Origin of the sequence: Stenotrophomonas maltophilia, assembly GCF_004920835.1 — a bacterium.
Taxonomy (GTDB): Bacteria; Pseudomonadota; Gammaproteobacteria; order Xanthomonadales; family Xanthomonadaceae; genus Stenotrophomonas; species Stenotrophomonas maltophilia_AQ.
The window spans coordinates 26802-49823 of the sequence record NZ_QFHO01000007.1 but is presented as its reverse complement, the minus strand read 5'-3'; the positions used below and the strand labels follow the sequence as shown (position 1 = coordinate 49823).

Genomic DNA, 23022 nt, shown 5'->3' with positions numbered 1-23022 from the left:
CCGCGCATCCCGGTAGTCGCCAACCTTGGTTGGCGCTGGAGATTGCCCGGGCGGTGCCAATGCCATGCCAACCAAGGTTGGCATCTACCGAAGCGTGTGATGCCAGCGCCGACCTGCTGGTTACTCGGCCGGCACCCGCACCTTGCCTTCCATCAGCACGCGGGCACTGCGGCTCATGATGGCCTTGCTTACTGTCCACTGCCCGTCAACGAGTGCCGCCTGCGCACCCACGCGCAATGTGCCGGAGGGATGACCGAAGGTCACCGCTTCGCGCTCGCCGCCGCCTGCAGCACGGTTGACCAGTGTTCCGGGAATTGCCGCTGCAGTGCCGATCGCCACGGCGGCGGTACCCATCATCGCGTGGTGCAGTTTTCCCATCGACAACGCGCGCGCGTGCAGGTCGATCGCCGACGCCGGGATAGCTTTGCCACTGGACGAGACATAGTCCTGTGCCGGCGCCACGAAGGCCACCTTCGGCGTGTGCTGACGGGTGGCCGCGTCTTCCAGCTTCGAGATCAGGCCCATGCGCACTGCACCGTAGGCGCGGATCTTCTCGAAGCGCTCCAGCGCTCCTTTATCCTCGTTGATCACCGGCTGCAGCTCGGTACCGGTGTAACCCAGGTCGGCGGCGTTGAGGAAGATCGTCGGAATGCCGGCGGTGATCATCGTCACCTCGAAGCTGCCCACGCTCGGCACTTCCAGCGTATCGACCAGATTCCCGGTGGGGAACATCGCGCCCGCATCGCCGTCGTCGGACGGATCAATGAATTCAAGCTGGATCTCGGCGGCCGGGAAGGTCACGCCATCCAGCTCGAAATCGCCGGTTTCCTGCACTTCGCCATCGCGCATCGGCACATGGGCAATGATGGTCTTGCCGATGTTGGCCTGCCAGATGCGCACGGTGCACAGGCCATCGCGCGGCACGCGGGCAGGATCGATCAGGCCGTTGGCGATGGCGAACGGACCCACCGCAGTGCTGAGATTGCCGCAGTTGCCGCTCCAATCGACGAAGGCGGAGTCGATCGAGACCTGGCCGTACAGATAGTCGACATCGTGATCCGGCACAGAGGCGGTGGAGATGATCACGCACTTGCTGGTGCTGGAGGTGGCGCCCCCCATGCCGTCGGTCTGCTTGCCATACGGATCGGGCGAACCGATCACGCGCATCAGCAGCGCATCGCGCGCAGCGCCCGGCACCTGCGCGGCCTCGGGCAGGTCCTGCAGGCGGAAGAACACGCCCTTGCTGGTGCCGCCGCGCATGTAGGTGGCGGGAATACAGAGTTGCGGGAGAAATGCCATGGAACGGTTCCTTGCAATGAAAGACGGCCCGTTACCGGGCCGTCGGATGCCTTACGCCACCTTGGCGCCTTCCAGGAAGTCCTGTGCGAAACGCTGCAGCACGCCACCGGCTTCGTAGATCGCCACTTCCTCGTCACTGTCCAGGCGGCAGGTGACCGGCACGATCACGTCCTGGCCGTCGCGGCGGTGGATGACCACGCGCAGCTCGGCGCGCGGCGTGCGTTCACCGATGACGTCGAAGGTTTCGGTGCCATCGATGCCCAGGGTCAGACGGGTGGTGCCCGGCTTGAACTCCAGCGGCAGCACGCCCATGCCGATCAGGTTGGTGCGGTGGATGCGCTCAAAGCCTTCGGCAACGATGGCCTCCACGCCAGCCAGGCGCACGCCCTTGGCGGCCCAGTCACGCGAAGAACCCTGCCCGTAGTCGGCACCGGCGATGATGATCAGCGGCTGCTTGCGCTCCATGTAGGTCTCGATCGCTTCCCACATGCGCATGACCTTGCCTTCCGGCTCGACGCGCGCCAGCGAACCCTGTTTCACGCTGCCATCTTCATTGCGCACCATCTCGTTGAACAGCTTCGGGTTGGCGAAGGTGGCACGCTGCGCGGTCAGGTGGTCACCGCGATGGGTGGCGTAGGAATTGAAGTCCTCTTCCGGCAGGCCCATCTTCGCCAGGTATTCGCCGGCGGCGCTGGAGGCCATGATCGCGTTGGACGGCGACAGGTGGTCGGTGGTGATGTTGTCGGGCAACACCGCCAGCGCACGCATGCCGGCCAGCGAGCGCTCACCGGCCAGTGCACCTTCCCAGTACGGCGGACGACGGATGTAGGTGCTCTGCGGGCGCCAGTCGTACAGCGGGCTCACCGCTGCGCCGTGTTCGACGCGTACGTTGAACATCGGGTTGTAGACGCTGCGGAACTGCTCCGGCTTCACCGCCGCCTTCACCACCGCATCGATCTCGGCGTCACTCGGCCAGATGTCCTTCAGGCGCACCTCGTTGCCGTCGGTGTCCACGCCCAGCACATCCTTCTCGATGTCAAAGCGGATGGTGCCGGCAATGGCGTAGGCGATCACCAGCGGCGGCGAGGCCAGGAAGGCCTGCTTGGCGTACGGATGGATGCGGCCGTCGAAGTTGCGGTTGCCCGACAGTACCGCCGTGGCGTACAGGTCACGGTCGATGATTTCCTGCTGGATCTTCGGATCCAGCGCGCCGCTCATGCCATTGCAGGTGGTGCAGGCGAAGGCGACGATGCCGAAGCCCAGCTTCTCCAGGTCGGGCAGCAGGCCCGCTTCTTCCAGGTACAGCTGCACTGCCTTGGAACCGGGTGCCAGCGACGACTTCACCCAAGGCTTGCGCAGCAGGCCACGCTCGTTGGCCTTGCGTGCCAGCAGGCCGGCGGCGATCACGTTGCGCGGGTTGGAGGTATTGGTGCAGCTGGTGATGGCAGCGATGATCACCGCGCCATCGGGCATCAGCCCCTGCGCCTGCTCGGCCTTGCCTGCTTCCAGCTTGGCTTCGTCGGCGATGCCGCGCTCGGCCAGCTCGGCGGTGGCCACGCGCTTGTGCGGGTTGGACGGGCCGGCCATGTTGCGCACCACGGTCGACAGATCGAAGCGCAGCACGCGCTCGTACTGTGCGGTGGCCAGGTCATCGGCCCACAGGCCGGTGGTGCGTGCATAGTTTTCCACCAGCGCCACCTGCGATTCCTCGCGGCCGGTCAGGCGCAGGTACTCGGTGGTCTGCGCATCGATGTAGAACATCGCCGCAGTGGCGCCGTACTCCGGGCACATATTGGAGATGGTGGCGCGGTCACCGATGGTCAGTGCCGCGGCACCCTCGCCGAAGAATTCAAGCCAGGCGCCCACCACGCGTTCCTTGCGCAGGAACTCGGTCAATGCCAGCACCACGTCGGTGGCGGTGATGCCGGGCTGCGGCTTGCCGGTCAGCTCGACACCGATGATGTCCGGCAGGCGCATCCACGAGGCGCGGCCCAGCATCACGTTTTCTGCTTCCAGGCCGCCAACACCGATGGCGATCACGCCCAGTGCATCCACATGCGGGGTGTGGCTGTCGGTGCCCACGCAGGTATCCGGGAAGGCCACGCCGTCCTGCACGTAGACTACCGGCGACATCTTCTCCAGGTTGATCTGGTGCATGATGCCATTGCCTGGCGGAATCACGTCCACGTTCTCGAAGGCCAGCTTGGTCCAGTCGATGAAGTGGAAACGGTCTTCGTTGCGGCGATCCTCGATGGCGCGGTTCTTCTCGAACGCCTGCGGATCGTAACCACCGCATTCCACCGCCAGCGAGTGATCGACGATCAGCTGCACCGGCACCACCGGGTTGACCTTGGCCGGGTCGCCGCCCTTGTCGGCAATCGCATCACGCAGGCCGGCCAGGTCGACCAGTGCGGTCTGCCCGAGGATGTCATGGCACACCACGCGCGCAGGGAACCACGGGAAATCCAGGTCGCGACGGCGCTCGATCAGCTGCTTCAGCGAATCGGTCAGCGTCGCCGGATCGCAGCGGCGCACCAGGTTCTCGGCCAGCACGCGCGATACGTACGGCAGCGTGGCGTAGGCGCCGGGCTGGATCGCATCGACAGCGGCGCGCGCGTCGAAATAGTCCAGCGAGCTGCCGGGGAGGTTCTTGCGGTAATCGGTATTCATGGGCTGGCGGGATGCTTTGGGCGGGCCGGGTGCCGGCAGTGCGGCGGCGAAAGCATCCGGCCGGCACAGGGCCGGCCGGATGGATACAGCAGGTGGATCAGACGCGCTTGTCGATGGCGACGAAGTCGCGGTCTTCCGGGCCGATGTAATTGGCGCTCGGGCGGATGATCTTGCCGTCGATACGCTGCTCGACGATGTGCGCGCTCCAGCCGGCGGTGCGGGCGATCACGAACAGGGGGGTGAACATCGCGGTCGGCACGCCCATCATGTGGTAGCTGACGGCGCTGAACCAGTCCAGGTTCGGGAACATCTTCTTGATGTCCCACATCACCGTTTCCAGGCGCTCGGCGATGTCGTACATCTTCATGCTCGACTGCTCTTCGGACAGTTCGCGGGCGACGTCCTTGATCACCTTGTTGCGCGGATCGGACACGGTGTAGACCGGGTGGCCGAAACCGATCACCACTTCCTTGCGCTCCACGCGGGCCTTGATGTCTTCCTCGGCTTCGTCCGGATTGTCATAGCGCTTCTGCACTTCGAACGCCACTTCGTTGGCGCCGCCGTGCTTGGGGCCGCGCAGCGCGCCGATGCCACCGCAGATCGCGCTGTACATGTCGCTGCCGGTGCCGGCGATGACGCGGCAGGCGAAGGTCGAAGCGTTGAACTCGTGCTCGGCGTACAGGATCAGCGAGGTGTGCATCGCCTTCACCCACGAATCCTGCGGCTTCTCGCCGTGCAGCAGATGCAGGAAGTGACCACCGATGGAGTCGTCGTCGGTCTCCACATCGATGGCGCGGCCGTTGTGGCTCCAGTGGTACCAGTACAGCAGCATCGAACCGAGGCAGGCCATCAGCTTGTCGGCGATGTCGCGCGCGCCCGGATGGTTGTGGTCGTCCTTTTCCGGCGACACGCAGCCGAGCACGGACACGCCGGTGCGCATCACGTCCATCGGGTGTGCCGACGGCGGCAGTTCTTCCAGAGCGGCCTTCACCGCCGCCGGAATGCCACGCAGCGACTTCAGCTTGGCCTTGTACGAAACCAGCTCGGCGCGGGTCGGGAGCTTGCCGTGCACCAGCAGGTAGGCGATTTCCTCGAACTCGCTGGTGTTGGCCAGGTCCAGGATGTCGTAGCCACGGTAGTGCAGATCGTTGCCGCTGCGGCCGACGCTGCACAGCGCGGTGTTGCCGGCAGCAGTGCCGGACAGGGCGACGGACTTCTTCGGCTTGAAGGTCGGGGTTGCGGTTGTATCGTTCATGTTTTCCCTCCGAAAACTGATGGTGCAGGGTACTGCTTATTTCTTGGCGGCGAACAGTGCATCGAGCTGCTGCTCGAAGGCGTGGTAGCCGATGCGGTCATACAGCTCTTCGCGCGTCTGCATGCTCTCCACCACATTGCGCTGATGGCCATCGCGGCGCACCGCCTGGTAGACATTTTCGGCGGCCTTGTTGGCCGCACGGAACGCCGACAGCGGGAACAGCTGGATGGCAACGCCGGCCGAGGCCAGTTCATCGCGGCTGAACAGCGGGGTGGCACCGAATTCGGTGATGTTGGCCAGCACCGGCACCTTCACCGCATCGACGAAGCGGCGGTAGGTGTCCAGATCATAGGCAGCCTCGGCGAAGATGCCGTCGGCACCTGCCTCGACACAGGCGATGGCGCGCTCGATGGCCTTGTCCACGCCGTCCACCTGGATGGCATCGGTGCGTGCGATCAGGAAGAAGTCCGGATCAGTCTTGGCATCGGCGGCAGCCTTCACGCGGTCGACCATTTCACCCTGCGAGACGATCTCCTTGCCCGGACGGTGGCCGCAGCGCTTGGCGCCAACCTGGTCTTCGATGTGGCAGGCAGCCGCGCCGGCCTTGATCAGCGACTTCACGGTGCGCGCGATGTTGAACGCGCTCGGGCCGAAACCGGTGTCGATGTCGACCATCAGCGGCAGGTCGCAGACATCGGTGATGCGCCGCACGTCGATCAGCACGTCTTCCAGGGTGTTGATACCCAGGTCCGGCAGACCCAGCGAACCAGCGGCGACGCCACCACCGGACAGATAGATGGCACGGAAGCCAGCGCGCTTGGCCAGCAGCGCATGGTTGGCGTTGATCGCGCCGATCACCTGCAGCGGCGATTCGGCAGCCAGCGCCTCACGGAAGCGGGCACCGGCGGAGAATGGGGCGGAAGCGGTCATGCGGCAATCCAGGTTGAAGAACGGGAAGGTAGGCGCAAGCACCATGCCAAGCTGCAAGCGGTTGATTTCACGGGGATGACCGGCACGCAACGGCGAAACAAATGAAACATTGAAACAGATGTATCATGAAACACCCCGCCCGAACCCGCCGCCATGTACCTGCCCCGATCACCCCTGCGCCACGCCGATATCGACCCCGGCCGCCCGGTGATCTGGACCGTCAGCGTCTCGCGGCTGACCGGCCTGCTCGGCGACGTCATTCCCGAATTCGACCGCCGCGCACGCATCGAGCAGATCAACCTCGGCTTCGAGGAGGCGGTAGAGGTGATCGGCCAGCGCCTGCGTCGCGAGCACTGCGATGTGGTGATTGCCGGCGGCTCCAACGCGGCGTGGCTGCGTGGTCGGCTGGAGCTGCCACTGGTGCCGATCCAGGCCAACGGCTTCGACCTGATGGAAGCACTGGCGCGCGCGCGACGCATCGCTCCGCGCATCGGCCTGGTCACCCACGCCAGCGATGTACCGGTGTTCAGCAACTTCCAGCAGAGTTTCGGCCTGGATATCGAGCATCGCCGCTTCGTCACCCGCGAGGACGCGCGCGACTGCATCGCCGACCTGCGCGCCAACGGCATCGAGGTGATCGTCGGCACCGGCATGGCCATCGACCATGCCGAGCAGGCCGGCCTGCCCGGGGTGCTGCTGTATTCGGCCGACTCGGTGCGGCAGGCGTTCGAACATGCACTGGAACTGACCCAGACCCTGGCACGTTCCGGCAGCAACCGCCCTGCCCCGCGCCGGCGCCCGGCAGCGCGTGCCGATGCGCATGAACTGCTCGGCGACAGCGACGCGATGGCGCAGGTGCGCGCGCAGATCGCGCTCTATGCCCCACATGACAGCACCGTGCTGGTCAGCGGCGAAACCGGCACCGGCAAGGAGCTGGTGGCGCGCCAGCTGCACGCCGCCAGCGGTCGTCGCGGACGCTTCGTGGCGCTGAACTGCGGCGCGATCAGTGAATCGCTGCTGGAGGCGGAACTGTTCGGCTACAGCGATGGCGCCTTCACCGGCGCACGTCGTGGCGGCCGCGTTGGCCTGGTTGAAGCCGCAGACGGCGGGACGCTGTTCCTGGATGAGATCGGCGAACTGCCACTGCCACTGCAGACCCGCCTGCTGCGAGTGCTGGAAGAACGTGAAGTGCTGCGTGTCGGCGCCACCGAACCGACCCCGGTGGACCTGCGCGTGGTGGCCGCCACCCTGCAGTCGCTGGAGCAGCGCGCGGCCACCGGAAGCTTCCGCCGCGACCTGTATTACCGCTTGGCAGCGCTGCGCATTGCCCTGCCCTCGCTGCGTGCGCGGCGCGGTGACATCCTGATGTTGGCGCAGCACTTCTTCCGCCAGCTGCGCGGCATCGACGCGCCGCTGGATGAGGATGCACTGGCGGTGTTGACCGCTGCCGAATGGCCCGGCAACGTGCGCGAACTTCGCAATCTGATGGATCGCCTGCGCATCCACTGGCAGCCCGGTGAAGGGCTGATTGATGCCGCGCGACTGCTGCAGCTTGCGCCCGAACTTGTGAATGAGGGCGTTGCAGCATTGCCGGTGGAAAGCAACGGCAAGCGCCCACCGCGTGCGCAGCTGGAAGCGCTGCTGCAGGAACATCGCAATGATCGCGAGGGCATGGCGCAGGCGCTGGGTGTATCGCGCACCACGCTGTGGCGCTGGCTGCGCGCTGAAGGCCTGTAGAGCCGAGCCCATGCTCGGCTGCTTCTGCGGGAAGATCAGCCGAGCATGGGCTTGGCTCTACAGGGTGCGTGCCGTCAGCGTGCCCAGCGCGCCTCTATCGCAAACCGGCCGCTGCCCACTGCCGCAACCCATAACAGCAGCACCCCAAGCGGCACTTCACTCAGATAGAAGAACCAGCTCAACCAATCCAGCACGCTCAATCCTGCAGGAATGCGTGCGATGCCATCGGTCAATGCAGCCACCGCGCAGATGCCCGCCAGCAGCAACGCAGAGGGGCGGCTGAGCAGCCCCAATACCAACAGGCCGCCCGCGATCCATTCGATCGCCCCGAGCACCGGCGCACTGAACACCGGGAACGGAATGCCCGCATCAACCAACGTATGCACCATGCGCTCGCGCCCCGCGTCGGTGAACACCTTGTTCCAGCCGGACACGCAGAACATCACACCGGCAACGATACGGGCGAGCAGCAGCAGGTACGCTTCCACGCCGCGGCGGGTGGGAGGTACGGCGAACAGGCAGCGCCAGGAAGGCATGGCGACTCCGGAAATCGAGGGAATTCTTCGGAGTGTGCCGGTTGCTGACCTGCTCGCAGATGAAGCTGACCAGTCCGTTCGCGACAACGAGCTCTTGTGGAGTCGAGCCATGCTCGACTGCTTTACGCGCCAGAGCAACAGCAGCCGAGCATGGCTCGGCTCTACAAGGAGCTTGCATCAGCAAGCAGCAGCTCGATTTCCTCCACCTGCACCACCGGCACCTGCCACGGGTGATGCGGCGCAATGCCCTGTTCGAAGATGCGCTGAAGCCGCTGCGGATCACGCGGCAGGCAGAATTCCAGACGCACGCTGTCGACCACTTCGGTGCGACCCGCCTCACCCCGTACGGGCGTCGCACCCACGCGTGGACGGAACTGTTCAAACCCCGGCGCCGACCACCACATACCGTGTTCGTAGTCGCCGGCCGCCAGCGCGTCCACCGCCAGGATGCCCTGCTTCACCGCGTCCAGTGCTGCCGATGGCACGAACACCACCACGCGGTACAGCGGCAGGCGCTGCATCGGGCAGCCTTACGGATACAGCAGACGCTTGCTCCAGCGCCCTTCGGCACCGGCTTCATAGCACCAGCGTTCATGCAGGCGGAACTGCGCGCCGTACCAGAACTCCATGCGGTCGGGTACCACACGCAGGCCGCTCCAACCCTCCGGGCGCGGCACGTCCTTGCCTTCGAAGCGGGCTTCGATCTCGGCCACGCGCGCGTCGAACTCTTCGCGCGTTGCCAGCGTCTTCGACTGCTGCGAGGCCCACGCGCCGATCTGGCTCATGCGCGGGCGGCTGGCGAAATAGGCATCGGCCTCGGCGTCTGCCACCTGTTCGACACGGCCTTCGATGCGCACCTGGATGCCAGCCTCGCGCAGGCTGCGCCACAGGAACAGCAGTGCGGCCTGCGGATTGGCCTGAAGTTCCTGGCCCTTGTGGCTGTCCAGATGGGTGTAGAAGACAAAGCCACGCTCGTCGAAGGCCTTCAGCAGCACGGTGCGCGCCGAGGGACGGCCCTGCGTATCAGCAGTGGCTACGGTCATCGCATTCGGCTCGACCTCGCGACTCTGTTTGGCCTCTTCGAACAGGCCGGCAAACGTGGACAGGGCTTCGGCGTACAGGTCGCTCATGATTGCGTTCTTCTCACACGGATTGGGCTATTGTGGCTGCATGGTCGCTGCTGCGTATATGCCCCAGGTGAAAGGATTCCCCGAAACATTGGCCGAACAGGCGCTGGACGATGCGCTGGCCAGCGGTGCAGCGGTTCCAGTATTGGCGATCAGCGGCCTGCAGGGGAGCGGCAAATCGACGCTGGCGGCGCAGGTGGTGGCGCGCGCGCAAGCACGTGGCCTGAACGCGGCCACGCTGTCGATCGATGATGTCTACCTGACCCGCGCGCAGCGCCAGCGGCTGGCCCGCCAGGTGCATCCGCTGCTGATCACCCGCGGGCCGCCCGGCACCCACGACCTGCCGCTGGCCCACGCCGTGCTGGACGCGGTGGCCGCACGCCAGCCCTTTGCGATGCCACGATTCGACAAGCTGGCCGACGAGCGCCTGCCTGAGGCTCAGTGGCCGCAGCTGCAGCAGCCATTGGACCTGCTGGTGTTCGAAGGCTGGTTCCTCGGCACACCAGCGCAGGATGACAACGCACTGGACAGCCCGTTGAACGCGCTGGAACGCGAGGCCGACGCCGATGGCCGTTGGCGCCGCTGGTGCAATCAGGCACTAGCCCGCGACTACCCGGCGTTGTGGCAGCGCTGCAACCGCCTGTGGTTCCTGCAGCCGCCGGATTTTTCGGTGGTGCCGCGCTGGCGCTGGCAGCAGGAGCAGAACCTGCAGGCGGCGCAGCCGGGCCGGCATGGCATGAGCCGGCCGCAGCTGGAGCGCTTCGTACAGTATTACGAGCGGGTCAGCCGGCAGGCACTGCATGCCCTGCCCGGCCTGGCCGACCACGTGGTGGTGCTGGACGGCCAGCGCCAGGTGCAGGCGGTGCGCTGAGGGCGCCTATTCCACCAGGAACGTCACCCGCAGATTGACCCGCCATTCGGTGATTTCGCCGTTGCCATCGGTCACCACCTTGGTTTCGTTGATCCAGGCGCCCTGGATGCCCTTGACCGTCCCGGATACCTTCTTCAAGCCACTGCGCACGGCATCTTCCACGCTCTTGGGCGAGGACGCATTGATTTCGATGACCTTGGCGACCGTCATGGCTGCTACTCCGTCAGGCGCGGGAAACCCCGCAGGGACCCCCACCGTGACGTGAAGAACGTAAAGGCCAAGGCACGGAGGTGTTAGGATCAGAGGGGCATGAACCCTGCTCCGAACCTGATCCTGATCGGCCCGATGGGCGCCGGTAAAACCTGCATCGGCCGCCGCCTGGCCGAGCGCTTCACGCTGGACTTCGTCGATGTCGACCAGGCCATCGTCGATGCCGCCGGCGCCAGCATCCCGACCATTTTCGAGCACTCGGGCGAAACCGGCTTCCGCAGCCATGAGCGCGAGGCGCTTGCGCGCGTACTGGAAGGCCGTGGCCAGCTGGTCTCCACCGGTGGCGGCGCCGTACTGGATCCGGGCAACCGTGCGCTGATCGCCCAGCGCGGATTCGTGGTCTATCTGCGGGTCAGCGTGGCCGAACAGCTGGAGCGCCTGGCCCGCGACAAGGGCCGGCCGCTGCTGCAGCGCCCTGACCGCGAGCAGGTGCTGCACGATCTGGCCGCACATCGCGACCCACTGTACCGTGAGCTGGCCGACCTCACCCTCGATACCGACCCGTATACCGCTGCCGACGCGACCGCCCACCTGGTGGTCAAGCTGGCTACGCAATGGCAGCGCCAGGACCTGACCGCATGACTTCCCCCGCCCTGCTGCAGGTCGCCGTTGGCGGCGACCGCCCCTACTCCATCACCATCGGCGCCGGTGCCCAGGCCGACGGCGCTGCGCTGGCCTCGCACGTTCGCGGCCGCCACGTGCTGCTGCTCAGCGACAGCGAAGTGGCCCCGCGCTACCTGGCCGCCGTGAAGCAGGCGCTGCTGGCCGCACGCCCCGACCTGATCGTCGGCGAGCACGTGCTGGCCGCCGGCGAAGCCTCCAAGACCCTGGCCGAATTCGGCCGCGCGATCGAAGCGCTGGCCGCACTCGGCGCCACCCGCGATGCCTGCGTGTTCGCCCTCGGCGGCGGCGTGGTCGGTGACCTCGCCGGTTTCGCCGCCGCCTGCTGGATGCGCGGCGTGGACTGCGTGCAATTGCCGACCACCCTGCTGGCGATGGTCGATTCGTCGGTGGGCGGCAAGACCGCGGTCGACATCCCGGCCGGCAAGAACCTGGTCGGCGCGTTCCATCCGCCGCGCGCGGTGATCGCTGATACCCGCGTGCTGGCCACCCTGCCGCCGCGCGAACTGCGCGCTGGCCTGGCCGAAGTGGTGAAGTACGGTGCACTGGGCGACGCGGTGTTCTTCGAATGGCTGCAGCAGCATGCCGATGCGCTGCTGGCCAGCGAAGACGCAGTGCTGGCCGAAGCCATCGCGCGCAGCTGCCGGCACAAGGCCGCCATCGTCGAACGCGATCCGTTCGAGAAGGGCGAGCGTGCCCTGCTCAACCTGGGCCATACCTTCGGCCATGCCATCGAGACCGAACAGGGCTATTCGGCCCCGGGCCGCGATGCGTTGAACCACGGCGAAGCGGTGGCGGTGGGCATGGTGCTGGCGGCAAAGCTGTCCACCGACCTGGGTCTGGCCGACGATGCCGACCGTGCGCGCCTGCAGGCGCTGCTGGAACGCCTCGGCCTGCCGGTGGCGATCCCGGCCGGACTGGACCCGCAGGCCCTGCTCGGCCGCATGCGGCTGGACAAGAAGAACGTGGCCGGCCGCCTGCGCCTGGTGCTGTGGCGTGGCATGGGCCGCGCCGAAGTGGTGCCGGACGTGGATGAGGCGGCGGTGCTGAAGGTGCTGGGCGCGGCCTGACCATCCCCTGGTCCGGTAGTGCCGGCCGCTGGCCAGCTGCTGCGCTCATGAAGTTGCCGGCCAGCGGCCGGCACTACCGCGTTGCGGCCGGGGTCACCCGGGCCCCGCTACAATCGGTGCCATGCACGTTTACCTGCAACATCCCGACGCCGGTGCCCAGGCACCGCGCTTCCTGCGCCTGAGCCTGCAGACGGACCTGTTCGGCGGCTGGGAGCTGCTGCGCGAGAGCGGTCGCGTCGGTGGTCGCTCGCAGCTGCGGCGTGAGCTGTTCCTGCAGGCCGACGAAGCCCGCCATGCCTTCGAGAAGGCCCGCGATGCCGAACTGCATCGCGGCTTCCAGATTCTTCTGCACGGCGACTGACGCCGCTGCCAACTTTCGCCCAAGGAATGCTCATCGTGACCAGCCCTCTCCGCAACGATCGCCTGCTGCGCGCCCTGCGCCGCGAACCGGTGGACTGCACCCCCGTCTGGCTGATGCGCCAGGCCGGCCGCTACCTGCCGGAGTACCGCGCGACCCGGGCCAAGGCCGGCAGCTTCCTGGCCATGGCCAAGAACCCGGAGATCGCCTGCGAAGTGACCCTGCAGCCGCTGCGCCGCTTCCCGCTGGACGCTGCGATCCTGTTCTCGGACATCCTCACCATTCCCGATGCGATGGGGCTGGAGCTGTACTTCGTCGAAGGCGAAGGCCCGAAGTTCCGCCACCCGGTGCGTGATGAAGCGGCCATCGCCAAGCTGGCCGTGCCGGACATGGAACAGGACCTGGGCTACGTGATGGACGCGGTGCGCCTGATCCGCCGCGAGCTGGATGGCCAGGTGCCGCTGATCGGTTTCTCCGGCAGCCCCTGGACGCTGGCCTGCTACATGGTGGAAGGCGGCGGCAGCAAGGACTTCGCGCGCATCAAGGCGATGGCACTGAACCATCCGCAGGCGCTGCACCGTCTGCTGGAAGTCACCACCGAGGCGGTCATCGCCTACCTCGGCGCGCAGCGCGCAGCCGGTGCGCAGGCGCTGCAGGTGTTCGACACCTGGGGTGGCGTGCTGTCGCCGTCGATGTACCGCGAGTTCTCGCTGCGCTACCTGCAGCGCATCGCCGAGGGCCTGGAGCGTGGCGAAGGCAGCGAGCGCACGCCGCTGATCCTGTTCGGCAAGGGCACCGGCCTGCACTTGGAGGCGCTGTCACGGACCGGTGCCGATGCGCTGGGCCTGGACTGGACGCTGGACCTGGACGAGGCGATGCGCCGCACCGGTGGCCGCGTTGCCCTGCAGGGCAACCTCGACCCGACCACGCTGTATGCCTCGCCGGATGCAATCGCCGCCGCCGCCGCGCGCGTGCTCGACACCTATGCCGCCGGCAATGGCGGCTCGCGCGAGGGACATGTATTCAACCTCGGCCACGGCATGTCGCCGGACATGGACCCGGCGCACGTGCAGGTGCTGGTCGACGCGGTGCACGCGCACAGCCAGCGCTGAGCATCCGGCATGCCGTCACGGCGCAACCTTGATCGCGCCGTGACCCGCAGTGCGCGATCATGGCATCCCCCACGTCGCACCGGCCACACCCCATGTCCACATCGCCATCGACCTACAACCGCCAGCGCCCCCTGCTCTGGCTGGTTTCGCTGGCGATCTTCATGCAGATGCTGGACTCGACCATCGTCAACACGGCCTTGCCGGCGATGGCGGCCAGCCTGGGCGAAAGCCCGCTGCAGATGCAGTCGGTGGTGTTCAGCTACGCGCTGGCGGTAGCCACCTTCATTCCCGCTTCCGGATGGATCGCCGACCGCTACGGCACCCGACGCACCTTCCTGGTGGCGATCATCCTGTTCACCCTCGGCTCGCTGGCCTGCGCGCTGGCCCAGCACCTGCACCAGCTGGTCGGTGCGCGCGTGCTGCAGGGTATCGGCGGTGCGATGCTGCTGCCGGTCGGCCGCCTGGCAGTGATGCGTTCGGTACCACGCGAGGATTTCCTGCGCGCGATGAGCTTCATCGCCATCCCGGCCCTGGTCGGCCCGTTGATCGGCCCCACGTTGGGTGGCTGGCTGGTCGAGATCGCATCGTGGCACTGGGTGTTCCTGATCAACCTGCCGATTGGCGTGATCGGCTTCATCGCCGCGATGAAGATCATGCCCGACCACTACGCCAGCCATCGCACCCGTTTCGACCTGCGCGGCTACATCATGCTGGCCTTTGCGATGGTGGTGCTGTCGCTGGCGCTGGATGGCATCTCCGGGCTCGGTACGCCACACGCGCTGGTGATGCTGATGACCGTGGCCGGCCTGGCGGCGCTGGTGGGTTACTGGCTGCACGCCGCCAACTCCACCGCACCGTTGTTCTCGCTGGCACTGTTCCGCGTACCCAGCTACCGCATCGGCATCCTTGGCAACCTGTTCTCGCGCATCGGCAGCAGCGCCATGCCGATGCTGATCCCGTTGCTGCTGCAGGTCGGCCTGGGCTTGGGCCCAATGAACGCCGGCCTGATGATGGTTCCGGTGGCGGCCGCCGGCATGGTGTCCAAGAAGCTGGCGGTGAAGCTGGTCGAGCGCTACGGCTACCGCCGCGTGCTGATGGTCAACACCGTGCTGGTGGGCCTGGCGATGGCCAGCTTCATCCTGATGACGCCCGGCCAGCATCTGGCCTGGCGCCTGCTGCAGCTGGCGTTCTTCGGTGCGGTCAATTCGCTGCAGTTCACTGTGATGAACACCGTGACCCTGCGTGATCTGGACCGCGAGTTCGCCAGCTCCGGCAACAGCCTGCTATCGATGGTGATGATGCTCGCAGCCGGTTTCGGTGCCGCCGCCGCCGGCAGCCTGCTGGCGGCGTTCGGCAACCACCTTGACAGCAACAGCGCCACCGCCGCGCTGCACGCCACCTTCCTGTGCGTGGGTGCGATCACCCTGACCTCGACGATGATCTTCTGGCAGCTGCCCGACACCAAGCCCGAACCGCGGCAGGTCGAGCACGTCGCGGAGTGAGGGGTTCGGCAGGGCCTGCGGCCCTGCACCCGCAGAGGCCGAAGCAACAGCAACAGCAACAGCGAGCATTCCGTGGGTTGGCGGGATGGTGTGGGCTTGCAGGACACGCCGTAAACCCATCCATGGGGGCTCGATGGCGCCATCCATGGCGCCAACGGTCCTGCAAGCCCACACCGCCCCACCTCTGACAGGTTCACGCGGCTGCGGGTAACGGCGGCTGTTGGAACACGCGGTTGTTGGTAGGTGTCGACCTTGGTCGACACATCTGTCAGATATCGAATTCCAGATTGGGGTCGGAGCCTGTTGCGCAGCAACCGGATCCACACCGCCATCCCACGGAATGCAGGCTTTTGACGTTGACGTTGATTCTGCAGGTGCAGGGCTGCAAGCCCTGCAATAAACCCTACCTGCCCATGACCCGGGCGATCGCTTCCACCAGCAGTTCGCCGGTCACCGGCTTGCGCAGGAAGCCACCGATGCCGGCCGCTTCCACCTGCTGCTGCAGATCCGGGTCGGTACGCGCGGTCACCGCCAGCAGCGGCAGCATGTAGCCCTGGTTGCGCAGGTGCTGGGCCAGCTCGAAGCCACTCAGGCCCGGCAGGTCAAGGTCCAGCAGGCCGACGTCGAAGTCACCGGCACTGATCTCGCGCAACGCCGCCAGCGCGTGGCCGGCATGTACCACGTCATGCCCACGCGCGCTCAACAGTCCGCGCACCACGTCAGCCACGGTGGCGTCGTCCTCCACCAGCAGCACCCGCAACGGTGGCATGTTCGCCGCCTCCTCACGGTGCGCTTCGCCAGCGGCTTCGGCGTCGGCGTCGACCACCAGCGGCAACGGCAAGGTCACGCCGAAACAGGTGCCCCGCCCCAGCTGACTCTCAACCTGGATCCGGCCCTGCATGGCCTGCGCCAGCTCGCGGCAGATCGCCAGGCCCAGGCCGCTGCCGCCGTACTGCGCGGCGGTGCGCGCACCGTCTGCCTGCTCGAAGCGGCGGAACAGGCGTTGCTGTTGTTCCTGGCTGATGCCCGGACCGGTATCGCGCACCTCGAAGTGCAGCGCGCGCAGTTCGCCATCACTGCGCGCGTGCAGGGTGATGGTCCCGCGGCTGGTGAACTTCACCGCGTTCGACAGCAGGTTGAGCAGGATCTGGCGTACCCGCATCGCATCACCGGTCGCCTGCAGCCCCGGCGGCAACTGGTTGTCCAGGGTGAAACGCAGGCCCTTCTGCGCGGCCAGCGGTCCCATCAACGCGGCCAGGTCCTGCAGCAGGCGACTCAACGCGAACGGCTTGGACTGCAGTTCCAGCCTGCCCGATTCGATCCGCGCCAGGTCCAAGGCGTCATTGACCAGATGCAGCAGGTGTTCGCCGGCATGGCGGATCGACTGCGTATAGCCGCGCTGCTGCGGATCCAGCGGCGAGGCCAGCAGCAGTTCGCTCATGCCCAGCACACCGGTCATCGGCGTGCGGATCTCATGGCCGAGGTTGGCCAGGAAACGGGTCTTGGCGGCGGAGGCCTGTTCGGCCAGCTCCTGCTTGTGCAGCGCCAGCTGGTAGGCATGGCGACGCTGCAGGCGGCGGCGATACAGCCAGGCGAACCAGCTGGTCAGCAGCAGTGCGATCGACGCCAGCACCAGCAACCCGGACAGGCTGCGCCACCATGGCGGCTGCACGCGGAATTCGAGGCTCTGCACGCGCGACCAGACATGGTCGGCCGAGCGCGCCTGCACTTCCAGGCGATAGCTGCCCGGCGGCAGCCGCGAGAACAGGCGCTCACCGGCCGGCCCCACTTCAACCCAGTCCGGGTCGTAGCCGGCCAGCCGGTAGCGATAGGTGTTGGAGGCCGAATCCGCAAACGACAGCAGGCGCGCGACGATGCGCAGGTCACGGTCGCCATCGGCAATCTGCAACGGCGTGTCATGGGTCAGGTCCAGCACCTGCTCGTTGCGGCGCACCTCGACACGCTCGATCACCAGCGGTGCACGCCGCACCGACGGCCGCACCTGTTCCGGGTCGAACACCACCACGCCGGCCGGCGTGCCCGCCACCAGGTGCCCGTCGCCCGAGGTCGTCAGTGTGTGCTCGCGGAACTCCTGGCTGGGCAGGCCGTCATGCACGCCATACAGACGCACGCTCTGGCCGTCGGCTCCCACCCGCACCAGCCCGCGTGCGCTGGTCGCCCAGGCCACGCCCTGCGCGTCGACCACCAGGCCAGAGGCAGAGATTGCCGGATAGCCCTGCTCGGCACCGATCACGGCCTGCCGTTCCAGGCGCCCCTGGCTCCAGCGGTAACGCGACAGGCGCCCGTCTTCGGACAGCCAGACCTGGCCATCGCGGCCCACGTGCAGTGCGTGGATCGCCGTAGCAGGTGCACCGGGCACCGGCTGGAATCGTTCGCTCTCCGGCAACCACTGCAGCAGGCCACGGCTGCTGGCCAGCCAGATGTGGTCCTGCGGGCCACATTCCACGTCAAGGTTGAGCTGGCCCTGCTGCAATCCACGCTGGCCATTGTCCAGCTGCCGGCGCAGGCGCCCATCCAGATCACGCTGCTGCAGGCCGGCCGGAAGCATCAGCCAGAGGCTGTCGCCATCGCAGGTCATCATCGATTCGATGACCCCTTCCATGGTCGCGTCGGCGCCAGCATCACGCCCCCACCGGCGCAGGTCGCGACGCTTGGGGTCGTAGCGCATCAGCGCGTCGGTCGAGCCGATCCAGACCTGGCCACGCCGGTCCTCGCGCACCGAGGTCAGCCAGTACATGCCATTGACCCAGGTCCGGTGCTGCTCGATCCTGCCGGTCTTCGGGTCGAAACGGTCCAGCGCGCCGTGGCTGCCCACCGTCCAGATACCGCCATTGCTGGAGGGACTGGTCCCGAGCACGAAAGCATTGCGCAGCGAACTGGCATCGTCCTCGAGCCGCGACAGCACCGAGAACTGCCACCAGCGCGGCAGCAGGTGCCACAGGCCTGCATTGGTGCTGGCCAGCCAGATGCCGCCTTCGCGGTCCTCGTAGGCGCCGGTCCAGTTCGGTCGTACCGGGCCGCGCGCAACCGCGCTGTACAGCGGAACGGTCTGGTACTGGCCATCCACGGCCCGGCCCAGGCCACTGCGGGTATCCAGCCAATGCCCGCCCTGCTCGTCGCGCAACATCATGCCGAGCACCTGCTCGCCCTGCGGCAGCTTCCACGGCAACGTTTCGAAACGACCATCGGGACGACGCACGGTGGCGCCGGCCATCGTGCTGATCCACAGGCTGCCGTCAGGTTCGCTGGTCAGGCCATTGATCAGCAGGCTGGGAATCACGTCGGCGCCGATGCGCTCGAAATCGGTGCCGGTCCAGCGCGCCACGCCATGCTTGGTGCCGACCCACAGGCTGCCATCGGCCAGCGTGACCAGGTACGGCACCGACGCAGCAGGCAGGCTGCGCGGATTGTTCGCCTCCGGCAGGAAGCGCTGCAGGCGGTCCTGGCTGTCCAGGCGGTACAGGCCGCCTTCGTGGGTACCGAACCAGATCGAACCGTCCGGCGTGGTTGCCAGGCTCCAGATGGTGTTGGTGCCCATCAGCGGCTGGCTGCTGCGGTCGTAGAAATGCAGTTGCCGGCGGTCGGCCGACATCCGCACCAGGCCGGCGTTCTCAGTACCGATCCAGAGTTGGTTGCGTGCATCCACCAGCACCGTCCAGATGCGGTTGTCGCGCAGCCCGTCTTCCGAGCGCCAGATCCGGTAGTTGCGGCCGTCGTAGCGGGCCAGGCCGTCATTGGTGGCGATCCACAGGTAGCCGTAGCGGTCCTCGGCCATGCGGTTGACCGTATTGGACGGCAGGCCATCGAACACCGTCACCTGGCGCGGGCTCGGCGGCACCGGCTGCGCCGCAGCTGGCGACAGGCAGCACAGGAGGACCAGCAGCAGCATCGCCGCCCGCAGATACACCACCGATTGCCTCCTCACGCTGCTTCTGATGGATTCCCGCGCTGCGGGCGTCGGCATGGTAAACCGAAAGTCACGTCGTTAACGTCTGGCACCGACGCTTTCAATGGGCAACTTGTCGTTTTGCGCGAGCCTGGGCAATCGCGGTCACCAGCAGGTCGCCGGTGACCGGCTTGCGCAGGAAACCATCGAAACCGGCCGCCAGCACCTGGCTTTCGGCGTAGGCGTCGGAGCGTGCGGTTACCGCCACCAGCGGTAGTTCATAGCCCATGGTGCGCAGCTGGCGGGCGATCGCGGTTCCATCCAGGGCAGGCAGGTCGAGGTCGAGCAGGCCGACATCGAAGCCATCGGTAGCGATCTCGGACAAGGCTCCCAGCCCGTGCAGCACATGCACCACCTCGTGGCCACGGCCACGCAGCAGGCCAGCGATGACCTCGGCCACGGTGGCATCGTCTTCGACCAGCAGGATGCGCAAGGGCGGCAGTACCGGCAGCGCCGGGGAGTCGCCCTGCGCGTTGGCCGCCTGCCGGGTCCACGGCAACGGCAGGCGCACCTGGAAGCGCGCGCCCTTGCCTGGCTGGCTGTCCACTTCGATGCGCCCGCCCATCGCCACCGCCAGTTCCTGGCAGATCGCCAGGCCCAGGCCGCTGCCACCATAGCGCGACGCCGTGCGCGGCCCCTCTGCCTGCTCGAAGCGATGGAACAAGCGCTCCTGCTGCTCGGCATTGATACCCGGACCACTGTCGTGCACCTCGAAGCAGAGGCCAGCACCGTTGTCATCCAGCCGCACGGCCAGTCCAACATGGCCACGTTCGGTGAACTTGATCGCATTGCCCAGCAGGTTGAGCAGGATCTGGCGCACGCGCATCTCATCACCGCTGACGCTGATCGGCCCGGGCGGATCGTCGCCCCGCTGGAAGGCCAGCTGACGCTGCCGCGCCATCGGCTGCATCAGCGCCTGCACCTGGTCGAGCAGGCCGCCCAGGTCGAACGGACGCAGGTCCAGCTCCAGCCGCCCAGCCTCGATGCGGGCCAGGTCCAGTGCATCGTTGACCAGCCGCAACAGGTGGCTGCCCGCCTGCTGGATCGAGCCGGCGTAACTGCGCTGTACCGGATCCAGCGGCGTGGCCAGCAGCAGCTCGCTCATGCCCAGCACGCCTGTCATCGGCGTGCGCACTTCGTGGCCCAGTGTGGCCAGGAAACGGCTCTTGGCCTGCGACGCCTGCTCGGCCAGCTGCTGCTTGTGCACGGTCAGCTGCCACTGCTGGCGGCGACGCAGGCGCGCCCGGATCGACCACACCAGGGTCACCAGCAGCAACGAACCAAGCAGGATATAGCCGAAGATCGCCATGCCGCTGCGCCACCACGGCGGCAGCACCTTCACCTGCAGTCGCTGTGATGGTGTCCATGCGCCGCTGGCGGTCGCCGCCTGCACTTCGATGACATAGCTGCCGGTGGGCAACCGCGAGAGCGTGCGCTGGCCGTCACCGCCCTGCTCTACCCAGTTCTGGTCGTAGCCTCGCACCCGGAAGCGATAGCGATTGCCCTGCGGGTTGGCGTAGGACAGCAGCCGCGCGTCGATCTGCAGATCACGATCATCCGGCCCCAGCAGCAGCGTGCCGGTGTTCGGCAGCGGCTGCCAGCCGCGGGCGTCATCACGGCGCACGCGTACCTCGGCAATCACCAACGACGAAGGCGGCAACACCGCGTCAACCGAGTTCACATCGAATGCGACCAGCCCGGTCTGGCTCACCGCCAGAACACGACCATCGGCATTCACCGCCGGTGGCCGGCTGGTGAACTCGGCATCGGACAGGCCATCGCGTTCGTTGAACTGCTGCAGTCGCCGCGCCTTGGGATCCCAGCGCAGCAGCCCACGCGGCGTGGTCGCCCACAGGCGACCGTCATCGGCCAGCGCCAGCCCGCCCATGCTGACCGCGGGCACACCGGCACCACCATCAACGCGCTGGATCAGGCGCAGGCTCATGCCATCCCACTGGTAGCGCTCGAGCGCGCCCTGCCGGGCCAGCCACAGCTGTTGCGGATCAATCCACACCAAGTCGTAGATGAGCCCACGCGAGACACCCGGCACTGCTTCGAATCGTCCCGCGTGCTCACGCCAGATGCCCATGTCGCCCATCACCCAGGCCTGGCCACGGGCATCGAAACGGATCTGCTCGATCGGTGAATCGGCGGTGCCGCGGATGTCATCCAGCGGGAAACTGCGCAGCAGCCGGCCATCGGCGCTGCGCTGCTGCAGGCCCAGGTTCATCACCGACAGCCAGACCGTGCCATCCGGTGCCTGCCGCATCAGATCGATGCGCTGGCGCAGGTCGGCGCCGCCGTCGATGCGCCAGTCGTGAAGCGCACGGCTGGCCGGATCGTACACGCTGATGCGGCCTGCACGGCCCAGCCACAGGCGCCCGTCCGGCCGCGGCAGCACCGACCACACCGCCCCGCTGCCGATCTCGCGATCGCTGGCCAGCAGGCGCAGCGTGCCCTGCGCATCCAATTGGTACACACCATGCGCCGAGCCGACGTAGTAGTTCCTGCCGTCGCTGGCGGCGCTCAGCAGATACTGGCTGTCCAGCGGTTTGCCATCGAGCTGGTTCCAGATCGAGAAGCGACGCCAGTCCGGCGGCAGGTAGGCCAGGCCCTGGGTCAACAGCGCCACCCACAGTCCCCCTTCATGGTCCTGCAGCAGATCAAGCACACCGCTTTGCGCAGTCAGGAAGCCGCTGCCACGGTCCCCCTCGAGCCGGCGCAGCGTACTGGCATCGCCACGCAGCAGGCCATCGGACGTACCGGCCCAGTAACCGCCCTGGCGATCGGCCAGCACCAGTGCCGAACGCAGGCTGGCGCTGTCGGCCCAGCGCGGACGACTGACCCGGTCCTGCGCATCGATGCGGTACAGGCCCTCGTTCTGGCTGCCGACCCAGATCGAGCCGTCAGGATCCTGGCTCAGCCGCAGCACGCTCAGCGTACCCAGCTCGCGTGGGGCCACCGCCTCGAAGCTGCTACCGTTCCAGCGCGCCAGCCCCGCTTCGGTGCCGATCCACAGACGGCCCTTTGCATCGACCAGGCTGCTGAAGATGGTGTTACTGGGCAGTCCGCCGGGATGCGCCGGATCATGCTGGAAGAAGCGCAGGCTGCCGTCCTCGCCGAAACGGCAGACACCATGGCCGCTGGTGCCGATCCAGAGGGCGTCCTCGGCATAGGCCAGGGTCCAGAACTGGCTCATGCACGGACCATTGACCGTGTCGAAGGTCTTGAAGCGCTCGCGATCGGCATCCAGGCGTGCTACGCCCTTGCCGTTGATACCCACCCATACGCGATCCAGCGGATCGACCAGCAGGGTCTCGATCTCGTTGCCGGGCAGCGAGCCCGGCTGATCCGGATCGTGCTCCCAGACCCTCAGGCCGCCCCCGTCGTAGCGCACCAGGCCGCCGTCGGTAGCCGCCCAGATATGCCCCTGGCGATCCTCGGCCAGGGCCAGCACCATGCGCGACGGCAAGCCTTCGGCGGCACCAAAGCGGCGCAGGCGCGGTGTTTCCGCCATGTCCAAGGTAGCGGCTGCCACGGCAAACGCCATCAGCAGCAGCCCCATACCCGCGATGCCTTGGCACCACAGGCGCCAGCCGCTCGTCATCCTGAACCCCCTGTCCTGTCCCGATTGTCACACAGGGGCAGGTCCATCGCTGCAACAGCCTGTTTCCAGAGGCAATACCACCACGAACTG

The 23022-nt window shown here is 67.0% G+C and carries 17 protein-coding genes; 7 read left to right on the top strand and 10 right to left on the bottom strand.

What is annotated here, in order from left to right:
- Positions 1–120: 120 nt before the first annotated feature.
- The 4 genes from prpF to prpB all read right to left on the bottom strand — a co-directional run bounded on the left by prpF (position 121) and on the right by prpB (position 6154).
- Entirely contained in the window at positions 121–1299 is a 1179-nt protein-coding gene (prpF, locus tag DI041_RS07250) for a 2-methylaconitate cis-trans isomerase PrpF (protein ID WP_136639076.1), read from the bottom strand.
- Positions 1300–1350: 51 nt separating this feature from the next.
- Positions 1351–3969 carry a Fe/S-dependent 2-methylisocitrate dehydratase AcnD gene (acnD, locus tag DI041_RS07245; protein ID WP_136639077.1) on the bottom strand — a complete coding sequence of 873 codons (2619 nt, stop codon included), beginning with the start codon at positions 3967–3969 and terminating at the stop codon, positions 1351–1353.
- Between the two features lie 97 nt (positions 3970–4066).
- Entirely contained in the window at positions 4067–5224 is a 1158-nt protein-coding gene (gene prpC, locus DI041_RS07240; protein WP_046985081.1) for a bifunctional 2-methylcitrate synthase/citrate synthase, read from the bottom strand.
- Between the two features lie 36 nt (positions 5225–5260).
- Positions 5261–6154 (bottom strand): methylisocitrate lyase, encoded by an 894-nt coding sequence (prpB, locus tag DI041_RS07235; RefSeq protein WP_012511842.1) that lies wholly within the window; start codon positions 6152–6154, stop codon positions 5261–5263.
- A gap of 153 nt (positions 6155–6307) precedes the next feature.
- Between prpB and prpR the strand changes: the two genes are divergently transcribed.
- A complete protein-coding gene (gene prpR / locus DI041_RS07230) occupies positions 6308–7891 on the top strand; it encodes a propionate catabolism operon regulatory protein PrpR (RefSeq protein ID WP_136639078.1) in 1584 nt (527 codons plus the stop codon).
- A 74-nt stretch (positions 7892–7965) separates the two neighbouring features.
- Here prpR and DI041_RS07225 read toward each other — a convergent pair whose 3' ends face one another.
- From DI041_RS07225 to pdxH, 3 genes are all read right to left on the bottom strand, one after another.
- Positions 7966–8427, bottom strand: a complete 462-nt coding sequence (locus DI041_RS07225; RefSeq protein ID WP_136639079.1) for a DoxX family protein — start codon at positions 8425–8427, stop codon at positions 7966–7968.
- Positions 8428–8588: 161 nt separating this feature from the next.
- Entirely contained in the window at positions 8589–8948 is a 360-nt protein-coding gene (locus tag DI041_RS07220) for a YqfO family protein (RefSeq protein WP_088479627.1), read from the bottom strand.
- Positions 8949–8957: 9 nt separating this feature from the next.
- Positions 8958–9557 (bottom strand): pyridoxamine 5'-phosphate oxidase, encoded by a 600-nt coding sequence (gene pdxH, locus DI041_RS07215; protein WP_046985077.1) that lies wholly within the window; start codon positions 9555–9557, stop codon positions 8958–8960.
- Positions 9558–9597: 40 nt separating this feature from the next.
- Between pdxH and DI041_RS07210 the strand changes: the two genes are divergently transcribed.
- Complete coding sequence (locus DI041_RS07210; RefSeq protein ID WP_046985076.1) at positions 9598–10425, top strand: kinase; 828 nt, start codon at positions 9598–9600, stop codon at positions 10423–10425.
- A gap of 6 nt (positions 10426–10431) precedes the next feature.
- Here the strand turns inward: DI041_RS07210 and DI041_RS07205 are convergent, their stop codons facing one another.
- Entirely contained in the window at positions 10432–10635 is a 204-nt protein-coding gene (locus DI041_RS07205; protein WP_012511846.1) for a dodecin family protein, read from the bottom strand.
- Between the two features lie 99 nt (positions 10636–10734).
- On the opposite strand from DI041_RS07205, the gene DI041_RS07200 reads away from it, so the two are divergent.
- From DI041_RS07200 to mdtD, 5 genes are all read left to right on the top strand, one after another.
- Positions 10735–11277 carry a shikimate kinase gene (locus DI041_RS07200; protein WP_046985075.1) on the top strand — a complete coding sequence of 181 codons (543 nt, stop codon included), beginning with the start codon at positions 10735–10737 and terminating at the stop codon, positions 11275–11277.
- Positions 11274–12386, top strand: a complete 1113-nt coding sequence (gene aroB / locus DI041_RS07195) for a 3-dehydroquinate synthase (protein WP_136639080.1) — start codon at positions 11274–11276, stop codon at positions 12384–12386. The genes DI041_RS07200 and aroB overlap by 4 nt, the downstream gene beginning before the upstream one ends.
- Positions 12387–12507: 121 nt before the next feature.
- Positions 12508–12747 (top strand): WGR domain-containing protein, encoded by a 240-nt coding sequence (locus DI041_RS07190; RefSeq protein WP_136639081.1) that lies wholly within the window; start codon positions 12508–12510, stop codon positions 12745–12747.
- A gap of 26 nt (positions 12748–12773) precedes the next feature.
- Positions 12774–13856, top strand: coding sequence for a uroporphyrinogen decarboxylase (hemE, locus tag DI041_RS07185; RefSeq protein WP_046985072.1), 1083 nt, complete (start codon positions 12774–12776; stop codon positions 13854–13856).
- Positions 13857–13948: 92 nt separating this feature from the next.
- The gene (gene mdtD / locus DI041_RS07180) at positions 13949–15358 is read left to right on the top strand and encodes a multidrug transporter subunit MdtD (RefSeq protein WP_010482759.1); all 1410 of its coding nucleotides are present in this window, start codon (positions 13949–13951) and stop codon (positions 15356–15358) included.
- A 403-nt stretch (positions 15359–15761) separates the two neighbouring features.
- Here the strand turns inward: mdtD and DI041_RS07175 are convergent, their stop codons facing one another.
- Complete coding sequence (locus DI041_RS07175) at positions 15762–19289, bottom strand: hybrid sensor histidine kinase/response regulator (RefSeq protein ID WP_136639082.1); 3528 nt, start codon at positions 19287–19289, stop codon at positions 15762–15764.
- A gap of 97 nt (positions 19290–19386) precedes the next feature.
- Positions 19387–22932, bottom strand: coding sequence for a hybrid sensor histidine kinase/response regulator (locus DI041_RS07170; RefSeq protein ID WP_136639083.1), 3546 nt, complete (start codon positions 22930–22932; stop codon positions 19387–19389).
- Positions 22933–23022: the final 90 nt, after the last annotated feature.

Bases quoted from the DNA above. Each gene is read 5' to 3' on its own strand.
- prpF (WP_136639076.1), bottom strand. From the start codon at position 1,299: ATGGCATTTCTCCCGCAACTCTGTATTCCCGCCACCTACATGCGCGGC.
- acnD (WP_136639077.1), bottom strand. From the start codon at position 3,969: ATGAATACCGATTACCGCAAGAACCTCCCCGGCAGCTCGCTGGACTAT.
- prpC (WP_046985081.1), bottom strand. From the start codon at position 5,224: ATGAACGATACAACCGCAACCCCGACCTTCAAGCCGAAGAAGTCCGTC.
- prpB (WP_012511842.1), bottom strand. From the start codon at position 6,154: ATGACCGCTTCCGCCCCATTCTCCGCCGGTGCCCGCTTCCGTGAGGCG.
- prpR (WP_136639078.1), top strand. From the start codon at position 6,308: ATGTACCTGCCCCGATCACCCCTGCGCCACGCCGATATCGACCCCGGC.
- DI041_RS07225 (WP_136639079.1), bottom strand. From the start codon at position 8,427: ATGCCTTCCTGGCGCTGCCTGTTCGCCGTACCTCCCACCCGCCGCGGC.
- DI041_RS07220 (WP_088479627.1), bottom strand. From the start codon at position 8,948: ATGCAGCGCCTGCCGCTGTACCGCGTGGTGGTGTTCGTGCCATCGGCA.
- pdxH (WP_046985077.1), bottom strand. From the start codon at position 9,557: ATGAGCGACCTGTACGCCGAAGCCCTGTCCACGTTTGCCGGCCTGTTC.
- DI041_RS07210 (WP_046985076.1), top strand. From the start codon at position 9,598: ATGGTCGCTGCTGCGTATATGCCCCAGGTGAAAGGATTCCCCGAAACA.
- DI041_RS07205 (WP_012511846.1), bottom strand. From the start codon at position 10,635: ATGACGGTCGCCAAGGTCATCGAAATCAATGCGTCCTCGCCCAAGAGC.
- DI041_RS07200 (WP_046985075.1), top strand. From the start codon at position 10,735: ATGAACCCTGCTCCGAACCTGATCCTGATCGGCCCGATGGGCGCCGGT.
- aroB (WP_136639080.1), top strand. From the start codon at position 11,274: ATGACTTCCCCCGCCCTGCTGCAGGTCGCCGTTGGCGGCGACCGCCCC.
- DI041_RS07190 (WP_136639081.1), top strand. From the start codon at position 12,508: ATGCACGTTTACCTGCAACATCCCGACGCCGGTGCCCAGGCACCGCGC.
- hemE (WP_046985072.1), top strand. From the start codon at position 12,774: ATGCTCATCGTGACCAGCCCTCTCCGCAACGATCGCCTGCTGCGCGCC.
- mdtD (WP_010482759.1), top strand. From the start codon at position 13,949: ATGTCCACATCGCCATCGACCTACAACCGCCAGCGCCCCCTGCTCTGG.
- DI041_RS07170 (WP_136639083.1), bottom strand. From the start codon at position 22,932: ATGACGAGCGGCTGGCGCCTGTGGTGCCAAGGCATCGCGGGTATGGGG.